16 protein-coding genes and 1 pseudogene are annotated in these 19,706 nt (G+C 64.0%); 12 read left to right on the plus strand and 5 right to left on the minus strand.

Going from position 1 to position 19,706, the window contains the following annotated elements; genetic code table 11:
* Positions 1-14: 14 nt before the first annotated feature.
* Positions 15-167 (minus strand): hypothetical protein, encoded by a 153-nt coding sequence (locus NKI39_RS19570; protein WP_352833694.1) that lies wholly within the window; start codon positions 165-167, stop codon positions 15-17.
* A 6-nt stretch (positions 168-173) separates the two neighbouring features.
* Complete coding sequence (locus NKI39_RS19575; RefSeq protein ID WP_352833697.1) at positions 174-2,768, minus strand: 3'-5' exonuclease; 2,595 nt, start codon at positions 2,766-2,768, stop codon at positions 174-176.
* 1,127 nt (positions 2,769-3,895) lie between these two features.
* On the opposite strand from NKI39_RS19575, the gene NKI39_RS19580 reads away from it, so the two are divergent.
* Complete coding sequence (locus NKI39_RS19580; protein ID WP_352833699.1) at positions 3,896-4,525, plus strand: hypothetical protein; 630 nt, start codon at positions 3,896-3,898, stop codon at positions 4,523-4,525.
* A gap of 83 nt (positions 4,526-4,608) precedes the next feature.
* Here NKI39_RS19580 and NKI39_RS19585 read toward each other — a convergent pair whose 3' ends face one another.
* The 3 genes from NKI39_RS19585 to NKI39_RS19595 all read right to left on the minus strand — a co-directional run bounded on the left by NKI39_RS19585 (position 4,609) and on the right by NKI39_RS19595 (position 7,924).
* The gene (locus tag NKI39_RS19585; protein ID WP_352833702.1) at positions 4,609-5,826 is read right to left on the minus strand and encodes an MFS transporter; all 1,218 of its coding nucleotides are present in this window, start codon (positions 5,824-5,826) and stop codon (positions 4,609-4,611) included.
* Between the two features lie 57 nt (positions 5,827-5,883).
* The gene (gene rpoN / locus NKI39_RS19590; RefSeq protein ID WP_352833703.1) at positions 5,884-7,320 is read right to left on the minus strand and encodes an RNA polymerase factor sigma-54; all 1,437 of its coding nucleotides are present in this window, start codon (positions 7,318-7,320) and stop codon (positions 5,884-5,886) included.
* Between the two features lie 70 nt (positions 7,321-7,390).
* The gene (locus NKI39_RS19595) at positions 7,391-7,924 is read right to left on the minus strand and encodes a peroxiredoxin (RefSeq protein WP_352833706.1); all 534 of its coding nucleotides are present in this window, start codon (positions 7,922-7,924) and stop codon (positions 7,391-7,393) included.
* A 735-nt stretch (positions 7,925-8,659) separates the two neighbouring features.
* On the opposite strand from NKI39_RS19595, the gene NKI39_RS19600 reads away from it, so the two are divergent.
* The 11 genes and pseudogenes from NKI39_RS19600 (at position 8,660) to fni (ending at position 19,569) form a co-directional block, all read left to right on the plus strand.
* On the plus strand, positions 8,660-8,824 hold the full coding sequence (locus NKI39_RS19600) for a hypothetical protein (RefSeq protein WP_156937376.1): 165 nt from the start codon (positions 8,660-8,662) through the stop codon (positions 8,822-8,824).
* 389 nt (positions 8,825-9,213) lie between these two features.
* On the plus strand, positions 9,214-9,459 hold the full coding sequence (locus NKI39_RS19605) for a hypothetical protein (RefSeq protein ID WP_352623422.1): 246 nt from the start codon (positions 9,214-9,216) through the stop codon (positions 9,457-9,459).
* A gap of 144 nt (positions 9,460-9,603) precedes the next feature.
* The gene (locus NKI39_RS19610; protein ID WP_352833709.1) at positions 9,604-10,806 is read left to right on the plus strand and encodes a cytochrome P450; all 1,203 of its coding nucleotides are present in this window, start codon (positions 9,604-9,606) and stop codon (positions 10,804-10,806) included.
* Positions 10,807-10,896: 90 nt separating this feature from the next.
* On the plus strand, positions 10,897-12,186 hold the full coding sequence (locus NKI39_RS19615) for a cytochrome P450 (RefSeq protein WP_352833711.1): 1,290 nt from the start codon (positions 10,897-10,899) through the stop codon (positions 12,184-12,186).
* Between the two features lies 1 nt (position 12,187).
* Positions 12,188-12,313: pseudogene (locus NKI39_RS19620) on the plus strand (ferredoxin); the annotation flags it as partial.
* Positions 12,314-12,481: 168 nt separating this feature from the next.
* On the plus strand, positions 12,482-13,324 hold the full coding sequence (locus NKI39_RS19625) for an SDR family oxidoreductase (RefSeq protein WP_352833770.1): 843 nt from the start codon (positions 12,482-12,484) through the stop codon (positions 13,322-13,324).
* A complete protein-coding gene (locus NKI39_RS19630; RefSeq protein ID WP_352833714.1) occupies positions 13,324-14,667 on the plus strand; it encodes a cytochrome P450 in 1,344 nt (447 codons plus the stop codon). Before NKI39_RS19625 ends, NKI39_RS19630 begins: the two co-directional genes overlap by 1 nt.
* Before the next feature lie 148 nt (positions 14,668-14,815).
* Positions 14,816-15,814 carry a polyprenyl synthetase family protein gene (locus NKI39_RS19635; RefSeq protein WP_352833772.1) on the plus strand — a complete coding sequence of 333 codons (999 nt, stop codon included), beginning with the start codon at positions 14,816-14,818 and terminating at the stop codon, positions 15,812-15,814.
* A 147-nt stretch (positions 15,815-15,961) separates the two neighbouring features.
* The gene (locus NKI39_RS19640) at positions 15,962-17,512 is read left to right on the plus strand and encodes a hypothetical protein (RefSeq protein WP_352833717.1); all 1,551 of its coding nucleotides are present in this window, start codon (positions 15,962-15,964) and stop codon (positions 17,510-17,512) included.
* Positions 17,509-18,411 (plus strand): terpene synthase family protein, encoded by a 903-nt coding sequence (locus NKI39_RS19645; protein WP_352833719.1) that lies wholly within the window; start codon positions 17,509-17,511, stop codon positions 18,409-18,411. The genes NKI39_RS19640 and NKI39_RS19645 overlap by 4 nt, the downstream gene beginning before the upstream one ends.
* Before the next feature lie 108 nt (positions 18,412-18,519).
* The gene (gene fni, locus NKI39_RS19650) at positions 18,520-19,569 is read left to right on the plus strand and encodes a type 2 isopentenyl-diphosphate Delta-isomerase (protein ID WP_352833721.1); all 1,050 of its coding nucleotides are present in this window, start codon (positions 18,520-18,522) and stop codon (positions 19,567-19,569) included.
* Positions 19,570-19,706: the final 137 nt, after the last annotated feature.

Here is a 19,706-nt window from a genome sequence, read left to right on the forward strand (position 1 = left end):
TAGGCTCCGGCAGCCTAGGAATCTAAGAAAGTGTGGCGCAGCTGGCGCCACGAGAGATTCAAGCCGCCGTTGATTTCGGGAACACCACCATCCCCTGCTTCTTCCATCAGACACGCGCCAAGTACGGCTTGCGCACTTAAAACACAGCTGGCCGCGTAACGATTCATTCCCGTCTATCCAATCGAGAGTCTTCGCAATTCCCCCGCCACATTGGCTCCGAACTGCAGATCATGCAGTCGGCTTTCGTTGAGGTCGGTAATCAGGGCGCCCATGTTCTGCCACCTGAGACGACGACCACCACCTGATGCCCGCATGCCTCGACCATCGACCAACTCGATCAGCTTGTCCTGGGCTTCGGGCGAGATACCGAGTGCATTGCCCGTATAGACGAACTGAAGTCCGGTCAGCTTGCCGAAGTCCCCTATATGCCGGTCCGGTTCAAACTCCGGCAGAATCTCTGGTACCCCCTGAACAAGAGTGGGATTAAGGATTTCGACCTCGCTCCACATGGCCGTGCCGATCGTGTTGGTGACCTCCGAAATCCACGGACTTGCGACGCCGTGGAACGAAAGGATCAATTCTCTTTTGGCGCGGGTCATCGCGACATAGAGTTTACAAGAAGTGCGATACGCCTCCTCTTCAGGAGCATCGTGCGGCGGCAAAATTCCGTCACGGCACTGAAGAATGATCAGCGTGTCAAATTCGTAACCCTTCGTCTGCTCCAGATCGCAAAACACGAGGCGATCCGAGCTGGGATCGTAGGCGCCGTCAAGCGCGGTGACGCCGCAACTCTTTGCGAATCCCTTTACGTCCCGGCTGGAAAACCCCGCAAAAGCGACGCACACGGTCTTGGCGCCTTGCTCCAACCGCGACGCGGCATAAGTCCGTGCATAGGCTATTTCCTCTTCCAGCGTATCCGCCGCAAGCGCCATTGGAACGTCGCCGCTGAAGTTCGCGAACTTTGGGTCCAGAATTTCCAGATCCTCACTGTTGAACATTTCCTCGTAAAGATTGTTTCGCAGCACGTCATAAGCTGCCGTAAGGATTTCTCGGCTGTTTCTATAATTCTGCCGGATACGTTCGCGGGTGATGCTGGCGAGACCCGCATCGGTAAGGGATCGGTGCTTCGGCAGTATGGTTTGGGCGATGTCGCCACACAGGAATATGTCGTTTGGTCCGGTTTTGACGAGATGTCGAATAATGCGAAGCTCAGTGGTGCCGAAGTCCTGTGCTTCGTCAACGAGGATGTTCGTGTAGAGGGGCCCAATTTTGTCCCGGTGCTTCGTCAATGCCGATGTCAAACCGAGATAGTCGATGACGCCTACATCGCGCATCTTCCTCTCCCAGCCGTCTAGTCCCTCCAGCAGGCTCTGCCTGCCTTCGGGTAAGATCGGAAACCTGCGACCCTTTCGCTCTAGATCCAAATATGTCGCGCGACCATCCGGTGCGACGGCACTTCTTATCCAGTCGAATTCCTCACGCAAATAGGCTTCGCCATTGACGTTGCGCGCAGTCATCGATCTGTGCAGCGGCATCAGTATCTTCGCGTCGTCATTGTTCGTCCACTGGCGGTAATACTCGCGGAACACCTCGTCGACATGTTCGCCAGACTTCCAGGTCACATCGCTGAAATGGCGGTCATTCTGCGGTTCGAACATATGCAGAAGCCGCTGAGCCAATTGGAAAAATGAGGTGACTTCAATCCTGCCCCTCACCAAAGCGTCGGTGCAGGCGGCATCGACGAGCTGTCCGAGCAGGCCGGCAAGACTCCGGTTCAGCGTGAGCAACAAAATCTTCGCATTCGACGATTCCGCCAAGCGCATAGCACGGCGAACGGCTACACAGGTCTTGCCCGAACCCGAAACGCCAGAAAGCTGGGAAACACCGACGTAGTCGGCTTTTACCACCTTTTCCTGCTCGGGGTGAAGATAGAGAAACCACTCGTACCAGTTGGATCGTTTGTCAAATGCGGCCAGCCAGGCCTCGTATTCGGGAGACCCGATGCGCAGCCGACGGATGTCCTCCCCATCGGCCACCTCGAGCATCTCGGATTCGCCGACATCGTCGAGGAGCCCGATCCGGCCCATACTGAGATCGACATGGGCCTGTGCGCCGTCATAGTTACCCGCGAGGAGTAGACTAAAGACGGCCCGCGCGAGTTCAGCCTTCTGCGCTCCGGGAATCTCGCCGACCAGGGATTCGAGCTCGGCCGTGGTGGAGCGGGCGTCGAGCGCCTCAAGCTTCCTCGCCACGCTACGCGGGAGGCCGTCCAGCACGTGATCCATCGCTTCTGCGTCGAGGCGCTCGACGAGCGGCTTGTCGTGGTGGTCGGCGCGAAACTCGCTCCCATGTGCGATTTGGAGGCCCGATCCCGGAACCAGTTTCGTTCTGCCGTCCTTAACGGCGAACTGCTGACCACGGTGAGCATCGAGCCAATGGTCAGTGTCAGCGTGGTCGCCGACGAAGAGAAATCCGCAGGTCTTGTCCGTTTGCTGCGTTACAAGTCGCCAGCCGTCACCGAGATCGTATTTGACGCAATTGCGTATGCGGCTCTCGCCGTGGTTGGTGACGGAAATTCCAATGAATCGGAAAGGGTCTGGTTCTCCAAGGCTATTCAGAATTGCCTTGACTTTGATTGCCCTGTTCTTCCCTTGCCCCCCGGTTTGAATGGCGCGGTGTAAGGACTTATCGAATTCCTTCGTGATGAAATATGCGATTTGCCCGCCGCCGGGGCGGGCCTCGGCCTTGATGCCTGATGTGATGTTCACGATTCCCCCGGTTCTCTTGCTATACCCCAGCCGACAGTCCTGATCGGCGATGCTGGTTCTTCTCCGAAGAGTACTCTTACCGCCACCCTCGAAACGATGCCCGTGATCGGGCCTAGGCGGCTCAATCGAGCAGCCGGCCCCGATCACGAGCGCCACGCGGCCGCCACCTGGCCCCGATATCGCCTGAAGCAGGTCCGGTCGGAAGGTTCACCCTGGATCCTTTGCTTTCACTACCGAATGGCAAACGACAATTAGCCGTTGATTGTAGGCGCAAGTACAAGAGTTTGTCACTTGGGCTCCCCACCACGAGAGAAGACGTCTATATGGGAAAATTGCGCGGGATCATATATCGGCATCGTTTCGCAAATGAGCCGACCGGATTGGTAGCGTGAGGGCATGAAAGTTCCGCAGAAGCGGCAGTTCATTGCGTCTCCTGCCGTGCCGCGGTGAGGGTCTGCGATGGCGCACCGCTCCATGACACCCGCAGGGTCCTTTTCGCCACCTCGCGGCCACATGTAGCAGCGAACGCTCCCGCTCAAGGGTCTCTCGCCGGTCGGCAGCACCAACCGCCGCAGATAGGGCCACCGTTGGTGGGAATTTCACCCTCTGAAAGGAAGGGGATCCGAACGGCTGCGAACTCCAGTCCCTTTGGCCGCAACAGCGCCGTACGCAGGACGTAGAACGTCTGGCTGCGGCTGCCGTACGGTGCGTGGCGTGAGTCCAGATCCTGCTAGATTGCAACTAGAACGTTACTAGCAACGGGGAGGGACATGGCTGCACCACAGAAATCCACGAAGACAATGAAAACCGCGAGCACGATGCACGTGCGTCGCGGTGATAGGGAGCTTCGTGCCCTCGGCCTGAGAAAAATAGGCGCATACACATGGGATGAGCGACTGCTGAAGCCGCCCGCCTTCGAAGGCACAGAAACAGTCAACGCGCCATTGGATTGCGCCAGATCAATGTCGTAGTCTCACGAGTGAAGACGCTCGGGCGGGCGATCAAAACGGTCGCTGGGAGACTGACGACGGAGCCGTCTACGGCAGCCATCCTCGCGGACCTTGCTGCCCAACCGGCGCTCTCTTCCTTCGCGACGGGCCCGCAAATTGTACATCGGAATCTCACGCTTGTTGATCATTCGCGCTAGGAGCGGGAGTTCCCGCGGCATTGTGCTGGTTTGTTCTCGGTTAATCCTGGACATCAAACGTAGCCTCGGCTCCTACCGTCCTCAGGAAGCGGACCGGCTGCGGTTCAGGATGCTGGCGGTGGCGGCGATAGCGCCGGAGTGGGTGGCTGAACACCAGGGGCCTCTCCTGGTGAAGATCGAGACCGCGAACGTCGATGGAGCCGATCAGGTGTCCGATCCCGAGCGGGGCGTCTTCCGGCTTTCAGAGATCGACGAGCTTCTCGAATCCGAGGGCACTGCTGACTCCATCAGGCAGTTCCGGGAAGCGTTCTCCGGTCGGGTCCAGGATGAGCTTGCGCGCCGGTGCCAGACGCTGGCAGGCGACCACGTCGAACCTCGCAACTTCCTCGACGGAGTGAACCCTGCGGGCGATCATCCGCTACCTAGGCACGAGCAGGCCTCTGTCGTTTCATTGCAGGCGTCTGTGACGCAACAGCCCCGCTTCGGATACGCGCAGCGCTCATCATCGCCAAATGGAAACCGGTGCCGGCGAGGTTCGCGTGTCTGGCGGCGAAGGTCGCCATGGCCCGGAGGTGAAGCCGGCGAGGCGCTTGCGCTGGTCCATGCGTAATCATGCGGAGGATCGCGCCGCGCCGTGCATGCGATTGCATCTCTCGTCCCGCTGCGCTGCTGAGGCCTCTTTTGTCAGGCGGTCTAGGTTTCGCGCTTCGGGCCGAGCAGGAACACTGTCAGGGCGGCGAGGAACGTGGCAACAGCACTGTAGGCAATGGCACTGGCAATCCCGGCATTGTCCACCAATAGTCCGCCGAAAATCGCGCCGGCTGCGATTGCCACTTGGAACGCTACGACCATCAGCACACCGGCGCTTTCGGCCTGATCGGGAACGGCGCGCCGCACCATCCACGTCTGCAATCCCACTGGCACCGCGCCGAAGGCAAAGCCCCACGCGGCAACCGCAATCGCCGAGCCCGAGGCCGATGCTCCCGCCGTCAGCAGCGAAACAGCGGCCATCGCTATGAGCAGCGGGGCAAGGGCCGCGACTGCCTTGAGACTGTACTCGGCCAGAAGCCCGCCGGCCAAATTGCCGAAGAATCCGCCGATGCCAAAAGCAAGCAACACAAGCGAGATCGTGTCGACATCCAGCGCGGGAACCTTCTCGAGGAAGGCGCGGATATAGGTGATTCCGGCGAAGTGGCCGGAAGCGACCAGCAGGACGACCAAAAGCGCGACCTTGACCATCGGAATCTTGGCCACATCCAGCAGGCTGCGGAAGCTAGCCACTCCGACCGGAGGCAGCCTCGGAATGGTTATGAGTTGCACCAGCAGTGTAGCGGCGCCGAAGGCTGCGGCGAGCATGAAGGCGCTTCGCCATCCCCAAATATCGCCGACATAAGCGCCGATTGGAGCTGCGCAAACGGTAGCGACGGAAACGCCGGTGAGGATGATCGACATCGCGCGCGGCAGGAGGTGGCTTGGAACGAGCCGCATCGCCAGTGATGCCGACATCGACCAAAAGCCTCCGAGCGCTATGCCGAGCACGACGCGTGCAGTCAGGAGAACCGCCAGCGACCACGCGCCGGCCGCCAGAACGTCCGACAGGATCAGCAGCAGCGTCATCGCCCACATGACGATCCTGCGGTCCAGGCGCTTTGTGATGATCGCCACCGTCGGCGCCGAGATCGCCCCGACGATAGCGGTCGCCGTCATCGCCTGTCCAGCCGCACCCTCGGTGACACCGAGATCGTGCGCGAGGGGCGTGAGCAGGCTGACAGGCAGAAACTCTGCCGTCACCAACCCGAAGGTGCCCAAGGAAAGCGAAATGACCGCACCCCATGCGGGACCAGACGGTTGGTCGGGCTTTTCTGGGTCGTGCAGAACAGCGTCCATGACGCCTGCCGCGGATCGGGTCATGAACGAAGTCTCCACTTTGGATGCACTGCAACATGAGGTTGGCTGCCTTGACCCACATTAAGGACACAAGCGCATTTCGCGGCGGCGTTGCACGGAGGAGGGGATGTTCATTGCTTCGCGATATTTTGTGACGGTGCGGCGCGCAACATCGATGCCGGTTTCCTTCAGCCGGACAGCGATGTCATCGTCGGAAAGCACGTCGCCGGGAGATTCTGCGGCAATTATCGCTTTGATCCGATGGCGGACAGCTTCGGCGGAGTGCGCATCGCCGCCTTGGCAGGACGCGATCGCGACGGTGAAAAAATACTTGAGTTCGAAGACTCCGCGCGGGGTAAGCATGTACTTGTTCGAGGTCACCCGGCTTACCGTCGACTCGTGCACGCCGATCGCGTCAGCGACGGTTCTGAGATTGAGAGGCCGCAGGTGGGCGACGCCATGTTCCAAAAAGGCATCCTGCTGGCGCACGATTTCAGCCGCAACCTTAACAATCGTCTTGGCGCGCTGATCGAGGCTGCGGATTAGCCAGTTCGCGTTTTGCAAGCATTCGTTGAGAAATGCTTGATCTTTCGAATTTTGGACAGTTTGACGCGACACTTCGGCATAGTAGGTTTGGTTGATCAGCAGCTTGGGCAGTGTGGCCGGATCAAGTTCGATCTGCCACCCGCCTTCCGGCGAGGGCGTGACCCAGACGTCGGGTATGATTGATTCAGACGCACCGGATTGGAATCGGTTTCCAGGCTTGGGATCGAGCGCCCGAATCTCATGCATCATGTCGAGAAGGTCGTCTTCATCGACGCCGCAATGCTGCTTCAGTGCCTGAAAATCGCGTCGCGCAAGCATTTCAAGATTGGCAACCAAAGCTGCCATTGCCGGGTCGAACCGGTCTCGCTGGCGTAACTGGATTTCGAGGCATTCTCCGAGAGTTCGCGCAAAAATTCCCGGTGGATCAAAGTGCTGCAAGGTTCCGAGAACCCGTTCCACATCAGCCTCCCGGACATTCAGGCTCTCGGCCAGCTCCAAAAGGTTTGCCCCAAGATAGCCAGTGTCTTCCAGATCGGCGGCAAGCTGGCCAGCGATCAGCCGCTCCTGTGGTGTGAACGCAGTGAGGGCGATCTGACGAGCGACATGGTCGTGCAATGTCTCGGCGAGGCTGGCAAACTCGTCGAGGGAAGGGCCATTACCCGGCGGGTTGTTGGTCGTGTTGCGAAGTGATTTCCATTGCCCGAGCCGTTCAGGCGAGCCGGCCCCGGTCGGTCCGTCAACGGCGTTTGCGCGTGGGCCGACACGCTGATCCGCTCCCGAAATCGAAACATCGCCAAAAGTCCCGCCATCGTTTGACGCAGATTCCAAGAGCGGGTTCTTCTCGATTTCCCGCTCCACGAACTGATGCAGTTCAGTATGCGCCAGTTGCAGCAAGCGAATCGACTCAATGAGTTGAGGCGATGCGACCATGGATTGCTTCTGGCGCTGAAGCAGGCTTGCTGAGGATTGCATGGTGAGCGCGATAATCCTGTCGAGGGAGCCTCTTGGGGCGGGCAATGGCACCAGTGAGACGGTTTCTAGGTCATGCGGCGGCTTTCAGCGTTTCGAGAACGTTTTGCGGGGATGAGACGCCATAGGGGTCGGCCTCGCAGTTGTCGGAGAAACCTTCCTCCTCGAACCACTGCTCCACCACGCCATTGTTGATCAGGGCGGCGTAGCGCCAGGAGCGCATCCCGAAGCCGAGATTGTCCTTTGCGACCAGCATGCCCATCTTGCGTGTGAACTCGCCTGAGCCATCGGGGATGAGCTCGACCTTCTGCAGGCCCAAGGACTTCCCCCACGCATTCATGACGAAGGCATCGTTGACGGAGACGCAGTAAATTGCGTCAATTCCCTCCTTCTCAAACTCATCATAGAGCTCTTCGAAATTGGGCAGTTGGTAGGTCGAGCAGGTCGGAGTGAAGGCGCCAGGCAACGAGAACAAGATGACGCGCTTGCCGGCAAAGTAGTCGTCAGATGTCTTTTCTTCCCAGCGATATGGATTTGGGCCCTGGACTGACTCATCGCGAACACGCGTGAGAAAGGTGACGAAGGGAACCTGCTTTTGAACGGTCATCAACTTGCTCCTCAGGAAAAAACTGGCGCGCCGGATTCTGGCAGAGGCTGGCGCAATACCGAGCAAAGGCTCGTATGCCGGGCATGAAATGAGGCCCTCGCGGCTCGCACCCCCCTTTTTCCATCCCGATGTAGGGGAACGTCTTGGCGGCCGGTCTTGGCCACCCGAACGCCATCGATCTGAGCAAGTGGAGGCTGTCGAGCCGCTGGGGCAATCTTTCCACGGCTATGGCGCCGGAAGCGGCATCCATCGCTCGCGCTCGTGCCCGGGACAAAGTGATAGCGGGCCCGAAGTAGCCAATATCGGACGCGTGTGGAGGCCTCAAATGTGACTTCACGCAAGAGACCCGCGTTACTGAGCTGGTTCGGCGTATTGTCGAAGTTTGCCAGTGACCCGCCGACCTTGGCTTCGGTGGCTCTTTGATGGGGCTCTTGGGCACTCACATGTTGATCAGAACCGGTAAACGGCAATTGCGCGAGCGCCATGTGTTGGCGTGCCGGCATCGGACCAGCCGTGCGCAAAGCGGCTGCCGAGGAGGGACCCCCGGAGGAGATGATGTACCGATGTTCAGCGGGAACAGGCACCGTCTCCTCAGGCCACGGTCTAGAGCTTCGCGTGTCGGGCATGGCGCAAGTCGCTTTCATCGTGTTTTGATGGGCTCTGACCAGGAGCAGCAAGCGGCGTGCCATTTCAAATAGAGATGCTTTTGGAGCGATCCTTTTTCTTGGGAGGACCGTGTCTTCAAGACCGGGCGCGCCCTATAACCGCCTCGTCAGCACGCTCGACAAGGGTGCTGTATGGTGCGGATATGCGGCGCTTCCGCACCGGCTGGACAAAGACGAACCGAAAGCCGAGCCGATGCCCTATCTCACACCGGCGGGCACTGCAGCGATTTCGTAGCGTCTGCCGCAAACGTGTTCTTGCGTGCGCAGGCTCGGCTTTCGCGAACATGCGCCTGTCGCAGCAACCATGAGCGCGCGCTTCGGCAAGCGCCTGACTCCGTGAGGATCGAATTCCCCAATCGTGTCTATTTGCCACCCTCTTATGTTCGAAACTGGACCAGAATGTCGCAAGCCCGACCTAAAGGTCGCCGAGGCGTACTATCCGACACTGTTCTGTCCCCTTTGTTGGCCCGCGACACCGGCCTATTTCGCCGAGCTCTTGTCTGGCCTCAGGCTAAGCCGATGAAAAGCAATCACAATTTTTTTCTTCTGCTGGGTCGGCCAAATTGGCACGAGTTTTGAAGCTCCTTCGTTGCGGGCCGGGAGCTGCCGACCGACCTTCCTTTCGTGGATGGCACCGCGATCGATGGAACGAAGAAAGAAAAGCAAAATGTCAAATCCGCATCAGATAGCATTCTATGGGAAGGGGGCCTCGGCGAAACCGCCCCCTACCAAACAGGCTCGCCGCCCTTGTCCACCCTTGCGCAGGAAATCTTGATGGCCGGCTGCGACTCAAAGGCCCGCCACACTCGCCTTATCCTGAACTCGAAGGCGCAGGATAACGTTCTGCGTCTCGCCGCGCGGTATGCCTAGGCAGTTACACGTTGGCCGACCTTGATAATCGAATCGGGCTACGCTGCGGAGGACGTCGTCTACATGCCTTCCTAAGCCATTCGCTGCCCGCAGCGCCTGCCGGTCACCTCCCGCCCTTCCATCGCTTAGAGATCAAGTGCCACCATGTCCGAACAACCCCTGCCGACGCTGCCGATGTGGCGCGTCGATCACATCGAGCCCTCGCCCGAGATGTTGGCGCAACGCGCCAACGGTCCGATCCACCGCGTGCGCTTCCCGTCCGGGCACGAAGGCTGGTGGGTGACAGGCTACGATGAAGCCAAGGCGGTGCTGTCCGACGCGGCGTTCCGGCCCTCGGGAATGCCGCCCGCGACATTCACCCCGGATTCGGTGATTCTCGGATCGCCGGGGTGGTTGGTGTCGCACGAGGGGGGCGAGCATGCCCGGTTACGCACGATCGTGGCGCCGGCCTTCAGCAACCGCAGGGTGAAGCTGCTCGCGCAGCAGGTCGAGGTGATCGCCGCGCAGTTGTTCGAGACACTGGCGGCCCAGCCCCAGCCCGCCGACCTGCGGCGCCACCTCTCCTTTCCACTTCCGGCCATGGTCATCAGCGCGCTGACGGGCGTGCTCTACGAGGATCACGCCTTTTTCGCCGGGCTGTCCGACGAGGTGATGACGCACCAGCATGAAAGCGGCCCGCGCAGCGCGTCGCGCTTGGCCTGGGAAGAACTGCGCGCCTACATTCGCGGCAAGATGCGGGACAAGCGCCAGGATCCTGGCGACAACCTGCTGACGGATCTGCTCGCGGCGGTCGACCAGGGCAAGGCGACCGAGGAAGAGGCGATCGGCCTGGCGACGGGCATGCTGGTGGCGGGGCACGAGAGCACCGTCGCGCAGATCGAATTCGGCCTGCTGGCCATGTTCCGCCATCCGCAACAGCGCGAACGCCTGGTCGGCGATCCATCCCTGGTGGACAAGGCGGTGGAGGAAATCCTGCGCATGTACCCGCCGGGCGCGGGCTGGGACGGCATCATGCGCTATCCGAGGACCGACGTGACCATCGCGGGCGTGGATATTCCTGCGGAGAGCAAGGTGCTTGTCGGCCTGCCGGCGACGTCGTTCGATCCGCGCCATTTCGACGACCCGGAAATCTTCGACATCGGACGTGACGAAAACCCGCACCTGGCGTTCTCCTACGGGCCGCACAACTGCATCGGCTTGGCGCTGGCCAGGCTGGAACTCAAGGCGGTGTTCGGTTCGATCTTCCAGCGCTTTCCCGCGCTGCGCCTGGCCGTGGCGCCCGAAGAACTGAAGTTGCGCAAGGAGATCATCACTGGCGGGTTCGAGGAGTTCCCGGTGCTCTGGTGATGCGCGGACGCCACCAGGAATCGCGATGTTCTCCAAATTGCCGGCGCGCCTGCCGCGCCGATCAGATCAGCCAGCCAACAGGTGACCAAGATGGACGTGCAAGAAACCACGGCAGCATGCCGGGACGCCTTCGCCGAACTGGCGTCGCCAGCGTGCATTCAGGACCCGTACCCATTCATGCGGTGGTTGCGCGAGCACGATCCGGTACATCGCGCGGCGTCGGGCCTCTTTCTGTTGAGCCGCCACGCCGACATCTACTGGGCGCTCAAGGCCACGGGCGATGCTTTTCGGGGGCCGGCACCAGGCGAACTGGCGCGCTATTTCCCGCGTGCGGCGACCAGCCTGTCGCTAAGTTTGCTGGCGTCCACTTTAGCGATGAAGGAACCTCCAACGCATACGCGTCTGCGCCGGCTGATCTCGCGCGATTTCACCATCGGCCAGATCGACAACCTGAGGCCGACCATCGCTGGCATTGTCGCAGCGCGCCTGGACGGCATGGCGCCCGCACTGGAGCGCGGGGAGGCAGTGGACCTGCATCGGGAATTCGCGCTGGCCTTGCCCATGCTGGTTTTCGGCGAACTGTTCGGCATGCCCCCGGACGACATTCTCGGGCTCGTCACCGGCATCAGCGCCATTCTGGAAGGCCTGAGCCCGCACGCCAGCGATCCCCAGCTCGCCGCCGCGGACGCGGCCAGCGCCAGGGTGCAGGCCTACTTCGGCGACCTCATACAGCGCAAGCGCACCGATTCCCGCCACGACATCGTGTCAATGCTGGTCGGCGCACACGACGACGATGCCGATATGCTGTCGGATGCGGAGTTGATCAGCATGCTGTGGGGCATGCTGCTGGGCGGCTTCGCCACCACTGCTGCGGCCATCGACCATGCGGTCCTGGCGATGCTGGCGTATCCCGAACAGCGGCACTGGCTGCAGGGAGACGCCGTGGGGGTGAAGGCGTTCGTCGAAGAAGTCCTGCGCTGCGACGCGCCCGCCATGTTCAGCTCCATTCCGCGTATCGCCCAGCGCGACATCGAACTGGCCGGCGTGGTGATCCCGAAGAACGCGGACGTGCGTGTGCTGATCGCGGCCGGCAATCGCGACCCGGACGCCTTCGCCGATCCCGACCGCTTCGATCCCGTGCGGTTCTACGGCACCAGTCCTGGCATGTCGATCGACGGGAAGATCATGCTGACCTTCGGCCACGGCATCCACTTCTGCCTGGGTGCGCAACTGGCCCGGGTGCAGTTGGCCGAGAGCCTGCCGCGGATGCAGGCGCGCTTCCCCACCCTGGCATTGGCCGAGCAGCCGACCCGGGAGCCCTCCGCGTTCCTTAGGACGTTCCGCGCGCTGCCGGTGCGGCTGCATGGGCAGGAGGGCTGAGATGCGCGTCCTGGTCGATCAGGATCTGTGCGGAACTACCGGGCAGTGCGTGCTGACGCTGCCGGGCACCTTTCGCCAGCGCGAACCGGACGGCGTGGCCGAAGTGTGCGTGGCGACGGTCCCGCAGGCGCTGCACGCCGCCGTGCGGCTTGCGGCCAACCAGTGCCCGGTCGCCGCCATTCGGGTCATCGAAAGCGACGCTGGCCATGACGAGCGCGCCAGCGCCGACCCTGCGCCTTCTCCGGCGGAGGCCGAGCGGCATGCTGCGAAAGACCAAGGCAATTCAGGAGACACGATGGGACGGTTTGAAGGCAAGGTGGCCGTGGTGACCGGCGCCGGCGCCGGCATCGGCAAGGCATGCGCTCTCGCCATCGCGCGCGGGGGCGGCAGAGTGGTGGTGGCCGACATTGATGGCTCGGCGGCCATCGCCTGCACCGCGCAGATCGCGGCCGAAGCAGGCCACGCGCTGCCCTTAGCCATGGATATCGCCGATGAGCAGGCGGTGGCAGCGCTGTTCGAGACGGCGGAGCGGCACTTCGGGGGGGTCGACCTGCTGGTGAACAATGCGAGCGCCATGCATCTGACCCCGCGCGACCGCGCGATCCTCGACCTGGACCTGGCAGTCTGGGACCAGACCATGGCGACCAATCTGCGCGGCACGCTGCTCTGCTGCCGGCAGGCCATCCCACGGATGATCGCCCGCGGCGGTGGCGCGATCGTCAACGTGTCGTCGTGCCAGGGGCTCAGGGGTGACACCGCGCAGACGTCCTACGCCGCGTCGAAGGCGGCGATGAACATGCTGTCGGCCTCGCTCGCCACCCAGTACGGTCACGCGCAGATCCGCTGCAACGCGGTTGCGCCGGGTCTTATCATGACGGAGCGTCTCCTCGCCAAGCTGGACGAGTGCACGCAACGGCATCTGCGCCGGCACCAGCTCCTGCAGCGCGTCGGCCGCCCCGAGGACGTGGCCGCGCTCGTGGCGTTCCTGCTCTCCGACGATGCTGCGTTCATCACCGGCCAGGTCGTGTGCATCGACGGCGGCATGCTGGCGCATGTGCCGACATACGCCGACGGTGGCAACAGCTGCGCCGCGCGCCATGCCGGCGACACCGAATCGGCGGCGGCGGCGCGCTGCTGATGCACATGCTGCTCAACCCGCTCGACCGTCGGCACCGGCTGCGATGCGACATCCCGGTCATGCCTGGCGCTTTCCCCCTGGTCGGGCATCTTCCCGCCATTGTCTGCGACCTGCCGCGCCTGCTGGAGCGCGCAGAACGGACGCTGGGCAGCCACTTCTGGCTGGATTTCGGCCCTGCTGGACACTTGATGACCTGCGTGGATCCGGATGCGTTCGCACTGCTCCGGCACAAGGACGTGTCTTCGGCGCTGATCGAAGAGATCGCGCCCGAATTGCTTGGCGGAACGTTGGTTGCCCAGGACGGCGGCGCGCACCGGCAGGCGCGTGATGCGATCAAGGCAGCGTTCCTGCCCAAGGGGCTGACCCAGGCCGGCATCGGCGACCTGTTCGCGCCCGTCATCCGGGCGCGGGTGCAGGCGTGGCGCGACCGCGGCGAGGCAACCATCCTGCGCGAAACCGGTGACCTGATGCTCAAGCTCATCTTCAGCCTCATGGGAATCCCCGCGCAGGACCTGCCGGGATGGCATCGCAAGTACCGGCAACTGCTGCAGTTGATCGTCGCGCCCCCGGTCGACCTCCCCGGACTGCCCTTGCGGCGCGGCCGCGCCGCCCGCGACTGGATCGACGCGCAGTTGCGCCAGTTCGTCCGCGACGCGCGCGCGCACGCCGCGCGCACCGGGTTGATCAACGACATGGTGAGCGCCTTCGACCGCAGCGACGATGGGCTCTCCGATGACGTTCTAGTCGCCAATATCCGATTGCTGCTGCTTGCCGGTCACGACACCACTGCCTCGACGATGGCCTGGATGGTGATCGAGCTGGCGCGGCAGCCTGTTCTGTGGGACGCCCTGGTCGAGGAGGCGCAACGCGTGGGCGCGGTGCCGACCCGGCACGCGGACCTGGCGCAGTGTCCGGTCGCCGAGGCACTGTTCCGCGAGACGCTGCGCCTGCATCCGGCGACCACGCTCCTGCCGCGTCGCGCGCTGCAGGAATTGCAACTCGGCCAACGGCGCATTCCCGCGGGCACCCATCTGTGCATCCCGCTGCTGCATTTCTCGACCTCGGCGCTGCTGCACGAGGCGCCTGATCAGTTCCGCCTGGCGCGGTGGCTGCAACGCACGGAGCCGATCCGGCCGGTGGACATGCTGCAGTTCGGTACCGGCCCACACGTCTGCATCGGCTACCACCTGGTATGGCTGGAAATGGTGCAGTTCTGCATCGCCTTGGCGCTGACCATGCACCAGGCCGGGGTGCGGCCGCGGTTGCTGAGCGGCGTCGAAAAAGGCCGGCGCTATTACCCGACCGCACATCCGTCCATGACAATCCGCATCGGATTCTCATGAGCTGGCATCGCATGCCCCGTGTGGCGGGCAGCGGCGCCGGCGACGCGCGACATTGCTGCACTCGGCGCGCGCGCTCGGTGCGACGCCGGCAACACCGCCGCGGCTCGGCGCTCGCCGTGGCCGTGTCAGGTACAAGGACATGAACAACATGCAGACCGGTTCAACGGTACACGACGACCGAACTGGCGTTTCCGCGCTCGGCGGATTGGGTGCGCAGGCGCGCGGCGCATCCGGCAGGCTGCTGCCGGAGATCTGGATGCAGGACGGCGCAAAGCGGGTCGAACAGGCGCTGGCGCGTCTTCTCTGCGCCGAAGACGACGGTGAGACAGAGCTGATGGCGGCGATGCGCTACGCCACCTTGCATGGCGGGAAGCGCACCCGCGCCTTGCTCTGTCTGGCTGCCGGCGCACTGGCCGACACGCCGGCGCACATGCTAGACGACGTCGGCGCCGCCATCGAGATGATGCACGCCTGTACCCTGGTCCACGACGACCTGCCCGCGATGGACGACGACGTGCTTCGCCGCGGCCTTCCGACCGTGCACGTCAAGTTCGGCGAAGCCACTGCGATCCTGGTCGGCGATGCGCTGCAGGCACACGCCTTCCTGACCCTGGCGAGCCTCGATGCGCCGGGCGACAACCGTATCGCGCTCGTGCGCGAACTGGCGCAGGCCGTGTCCGCCGAGGGTGCCGCAGGCGGGCAGGCGATGGATCTGTCGCTGGTCGGAAAGCACGCCGAGCTGGACAGGATCGTGGCGATGCACCGGATGAAGAGCGGAGCGCTAGTGCGCGCGTCCGTTCGCATGGGCGCGCTATGCGCCATCGCGGAGGATGCCGCGCACGCTGCGCTGTACTGTGCGCTCGATCGCTACACCGCCTGTTTCGGCCTGGCGTTGCAGGTGGTCGACGACATTCTCGACGCGACAGCGGATACTGCGACGCTGGGCAAGACCCCCGGCAAGGACGCGGCGGCGCAGAAGCCCACCTGCGCGTCGATCATGGGGCTGCAGGCAGCGCGCCAGTTCGCGCTGGATTTGCTGCGCGACGCCGGGGAGGCCATCGCCCCGCTGGGGCCGCGTGCGGAACGGTTGGCGCAGATGCTGCAGCGGGTCAACGCGTATCTGTTCAAGCACGCGCCATGCGCATGAGCGCGCCCGTCCGCATGGAGTCGCCCCTGTGCCGCTGCGATCGGCCGGCGGGCGGTGCATGCTGCACTGTGTCCGAACCGGCGGCGACGTGCGCGGCGTCTGCCCGATCCTGGTTGTCGTTAGCCCTCTGCAGAAGGAACATCCCGCGTGAACGCGCTGTCCGAACAGATCCTTTCCGAATTGCGCCACCTGCTGAGCGAGATGAGCGACGGCGGCAGCGTCGGTCCGTCCGTCTACGACACGGCGCGAGCTCTGCAGTTCCACGGCAACGTCATCGGTCGGCAGGACGCATACGCGTGGCTCATCGCGCAGCAACAGGCCGATGGCGGATGGGGAAATGAGGGCTTTCCGCTGTTCCGCCATGCGCCCACGTGGGCGGCGTTGCTGGCATTGCAGCGTGCCGATCCTCTTCCCGGCGCTGCCGACGCAGTCCAGGCTGCAACCCGGTTCCTCGAGCGCCAGCCCGATCCCTACGCGCATGCGGTGCCGGAAGACGCGCCGATCGGCGCGGAGCTGATCCTGCCGCAGTTGTGCGGCGAGGCCGCATCCTTGCTGGGCGGCGTGGCGTTTCCGCGCCACCCGGCCCTGTTGCCGTTGCGGCGAGCGTGCCTGGTCAAGCTGAGGGCGGTGGCGACGTTGCCGAGCGGCCATCCGTTGCTGCACTCCTGGGAAGCCTGGGGAACGTCGCCGACCACCGCATGCCCGGATGACGACGGCAGCATCGGCATCAGTCCGGCGGCCACCGCCGCGTGGCGTGCGCACGCCGTGACACAGGGGAGCACGCCGCAGGTCGGGCGCGCCGACGCGTATCTGCAGGCGGCATCGCGGGCGACGCGCAGCGGCATCGAAGGTGTCGTTCCCAATGTCTGGCCGATCAATGTGTTCGAGCCATGCTGGTCGCTGTACACCCTGCATCTGGCCGGTCTGTTCGCGCATCCCGCGCTCGCCGAGGCGGTGCAAGTGATCGTCGCGCAGCTCGACGCCCGCCTGGGCGTGCGCGGTCTGGGCCCGGCCTTGCACTTCGCGGCCGACGCGGACGATACCGCCGTTGCGATGTGCGTCCTACGCCTTGCAGGCCGCGACCCGGCGGTCGATGCGTTGCGCCATTTCGAAATCGGCGAGCTGTTCGTCACCTTCCCCGGCGAGCGCAATGCCTCGGTGTCGACCAACATCCATGCCCTGCATGCGTTGCGACTGTTGGGAAAGCCCGCCGCCGGCACCAGCGCCTACGTCGAGGCCAATCGCAATCCGCATGGTCTATGGGACAACGAAAAATGGCACGTTTCGTGGCTGTATCCCACCGCGCATGCGGTCGCTGCGCTGGCGCAAGGCAAGCCCCAGTGGCGCGACGAGCGCGCGCTGGCGGCGCTGCTGAAGGCGCAGCGCCGCGACGGCGGCTGGGGCGCCGGTCGCGCGTCCACATTCGAGGAAACCGCCTATGCGCTGTTCGCGTTGCACGTGATGGACGGGAGCGAAGAGCCGACAGGGCGCCGACGCATCGCGCAGGCGGTGGCGCGTGCGCTGGAGTGGATGCTCGCCCGCCATGCGGCGCATGCATGGCCGCAGACGCCGCTGTGGATCGGCAAGGAACTGTATTGCCCCACCCGGGTGGTGCGCGTGGCCGAACTCGCCGGGTTGTGGCTGGGGCTTCGTTGGGGGCGGCGCGTCCTGGCCGAGGGAGCAGGAGCGGCGCCATGATCCAGACCGAACGCGCACTGCAGCAGGTGCTGGAGTGGGGACGTTCCCTGACCGGGTTCGCCGACGAGCATGCCGTGGAAGCGGTCAGGGGCGGCCAGTACATCCTGCAGCGCATTCACCCGAGCCTGCGCGACACCAGCGCCCGCACCGGCCGCGATCCGCAGGACGAAACGCTAATCGTGGCGTTCTATCGCGAACTGGCGCTGCTGTTCTGGCTCGACGATTGCAACGACCTTGGCCTGATCGCGCCGGAGCAGCTCGCCGCGGTGGAGCAGGCGCTGGGGCAGGGCGTGCCGTGCGCGCTCCCCGGATTCGATGGCTGCGCTGTGCTGCGCGCTTCGCTGGCCGCGCTCGCCTACGATCGTCGCGACTATGCTCAGCTTCTCGACGATACCCGGTGCTACTGCGCGGCGCTGCGCGCCGGACACGCGCAGGCGGCAGGGGCGGAACGCTGGTCCTACGCCGAGTACCTGCACAACGGCATCGATTCGATCGCCTACACGAACGTGTTCTGTTGCCTGTCGTTGCTGTGGGGACTGGACATGGCGACCTTGCGCGCGGGTCCGGCGTTTCGCCAGGTCCTGCGGCTCATCTCCGCGATAGGGCGCCTGCAGAACGATCTGCATGGACGCGAAAAGGATACGTCGGCCGGCGAGGCCGACAACGCGGCGATCCTGCTGCTGCAGCGCTATCCGGCTATGCCTGTGGTGGAGTTCCTCAACGACGAGCTGGCCGGCCATACGCGCATGCTGCACCGGGTGATGGCGGAAGAAGCCTTTCCCGCGCCGTGGGGACCGTTGATCGAGGCTATGGCGGCCATCCGCGCGCAGTACTACCTGACCTCGACGAGCCGCTACCGAAGCGACGCTGCGGGGGGAGGCCAGCGTGCGCCGGCCTGAACGCGCGGGAGGCGGCGGCGTGCGCACGCTGCCGTCGGTCCGATCCGACGCAACGCCGCCGCCCGATACGACGCAACGCCGCCGCCCGATGCGACAGATGGAGCGAGCATGAGCGACACCGCCCTGAGCCGGCGCAAGGACGACCATCTGGACATCGTGCTGGATCGGCGAACGGCGCCGGCCACGGTCGCCGCCGGCTGGGAGTACATCCGTTTCGAACACTGCGCATTGCCCGAGTTGGACCTGACGCAGATCGACCTGCACGCCTCGCTGCTGGGCAAGACCATGCGCGCGCCGCTGCTGATCAGCTCCATGACCGGCGGCATGCCACGCGCCGAGCCCATCAACCGGCATCTGAGCGAGGCAGCGCAAGCCTTGGGGATCGCCATGTGCGTCGGTTCGCAGCGCGTGAGCCTGCAATCCCGCAACTCCCAGGGGCTGACGCGCGCGCTGCGCCGCCTGGCCCCAGACATTCCCTTGCTGGCCAATATCGGCGCCGCGCAACTGCGCGAGGCCGACGGCCTGGACCTGGCGCGCCGGGCGGTGGATGCGCTGGAGGCCGATGGCCTCATCGTCCATCTCAATCCGCTGCAGGAAGCGGTACAGCCGCAGGGCGACCGCGACTGGCGCGGCGTCCTGGCGCAGATCGCTCGCGCCGCGCGCAGCGTGGGCGTGCCGATCGTGGCCAAGGAAGTGGGGTCGGGCCTGTCCGCCTCGGTGGCCTGTGCGCTCGTCGAGGCGGGCGTGGCGGTGATCGATGTCGCCGGCGCCGGCGGCACCAGTTGGGCCGCGGTCGAGGGCGAGCGCGCCCGCGATGCCGCCGACCGTGCAGTGGCCATGGCGTTCGCCGATTGGGGGATTCCGACCCCGGCCAGCGTGCAGGCGGTACGTCGGGCGCTGCCAACGGTGAAGCTGATCGCGTCGGGCGGGATCCGCGACGGCGTCGACGTGGCCAAGGCCATCCGCCTGGGCGCGGACATCGCCGGGCAGGCGGCCGGCGTGCTGCGCGCGGCTACGGTATCCACCGAGGCGGTTGTCGCGCATTTCGAGATCGTCATCCGCCAGTTGGCCGTCGCCTGCTTCTGCACCGGCTCGGCTGATCTTGCCGCGTTGCGTCAGGCGCGCTTGTTGGCCTCGACACATCTGCCCGCTGGTTGACGCCGGCGGCGCCCGCACGTGGCGGCGGGCGCCTAGTCTTACTGAGTGAGAAGATCGGGGACGCCCGGCCATTCGCGCTGGTCGCCGGGTTTTTCGGGTGCTTCTTCGTGATCAAGGACGCGTTCCGCCATATGGAC

Source organism: Mesorhizobium sp. M0664 (assembly GCF_040320565.1).
Taxonomy (GTDB): Bacteria; Pseudomonadota; Alphaproteobacteria; order Rhizobiales; family Rhizobiaceae; genus Mesorhizobium.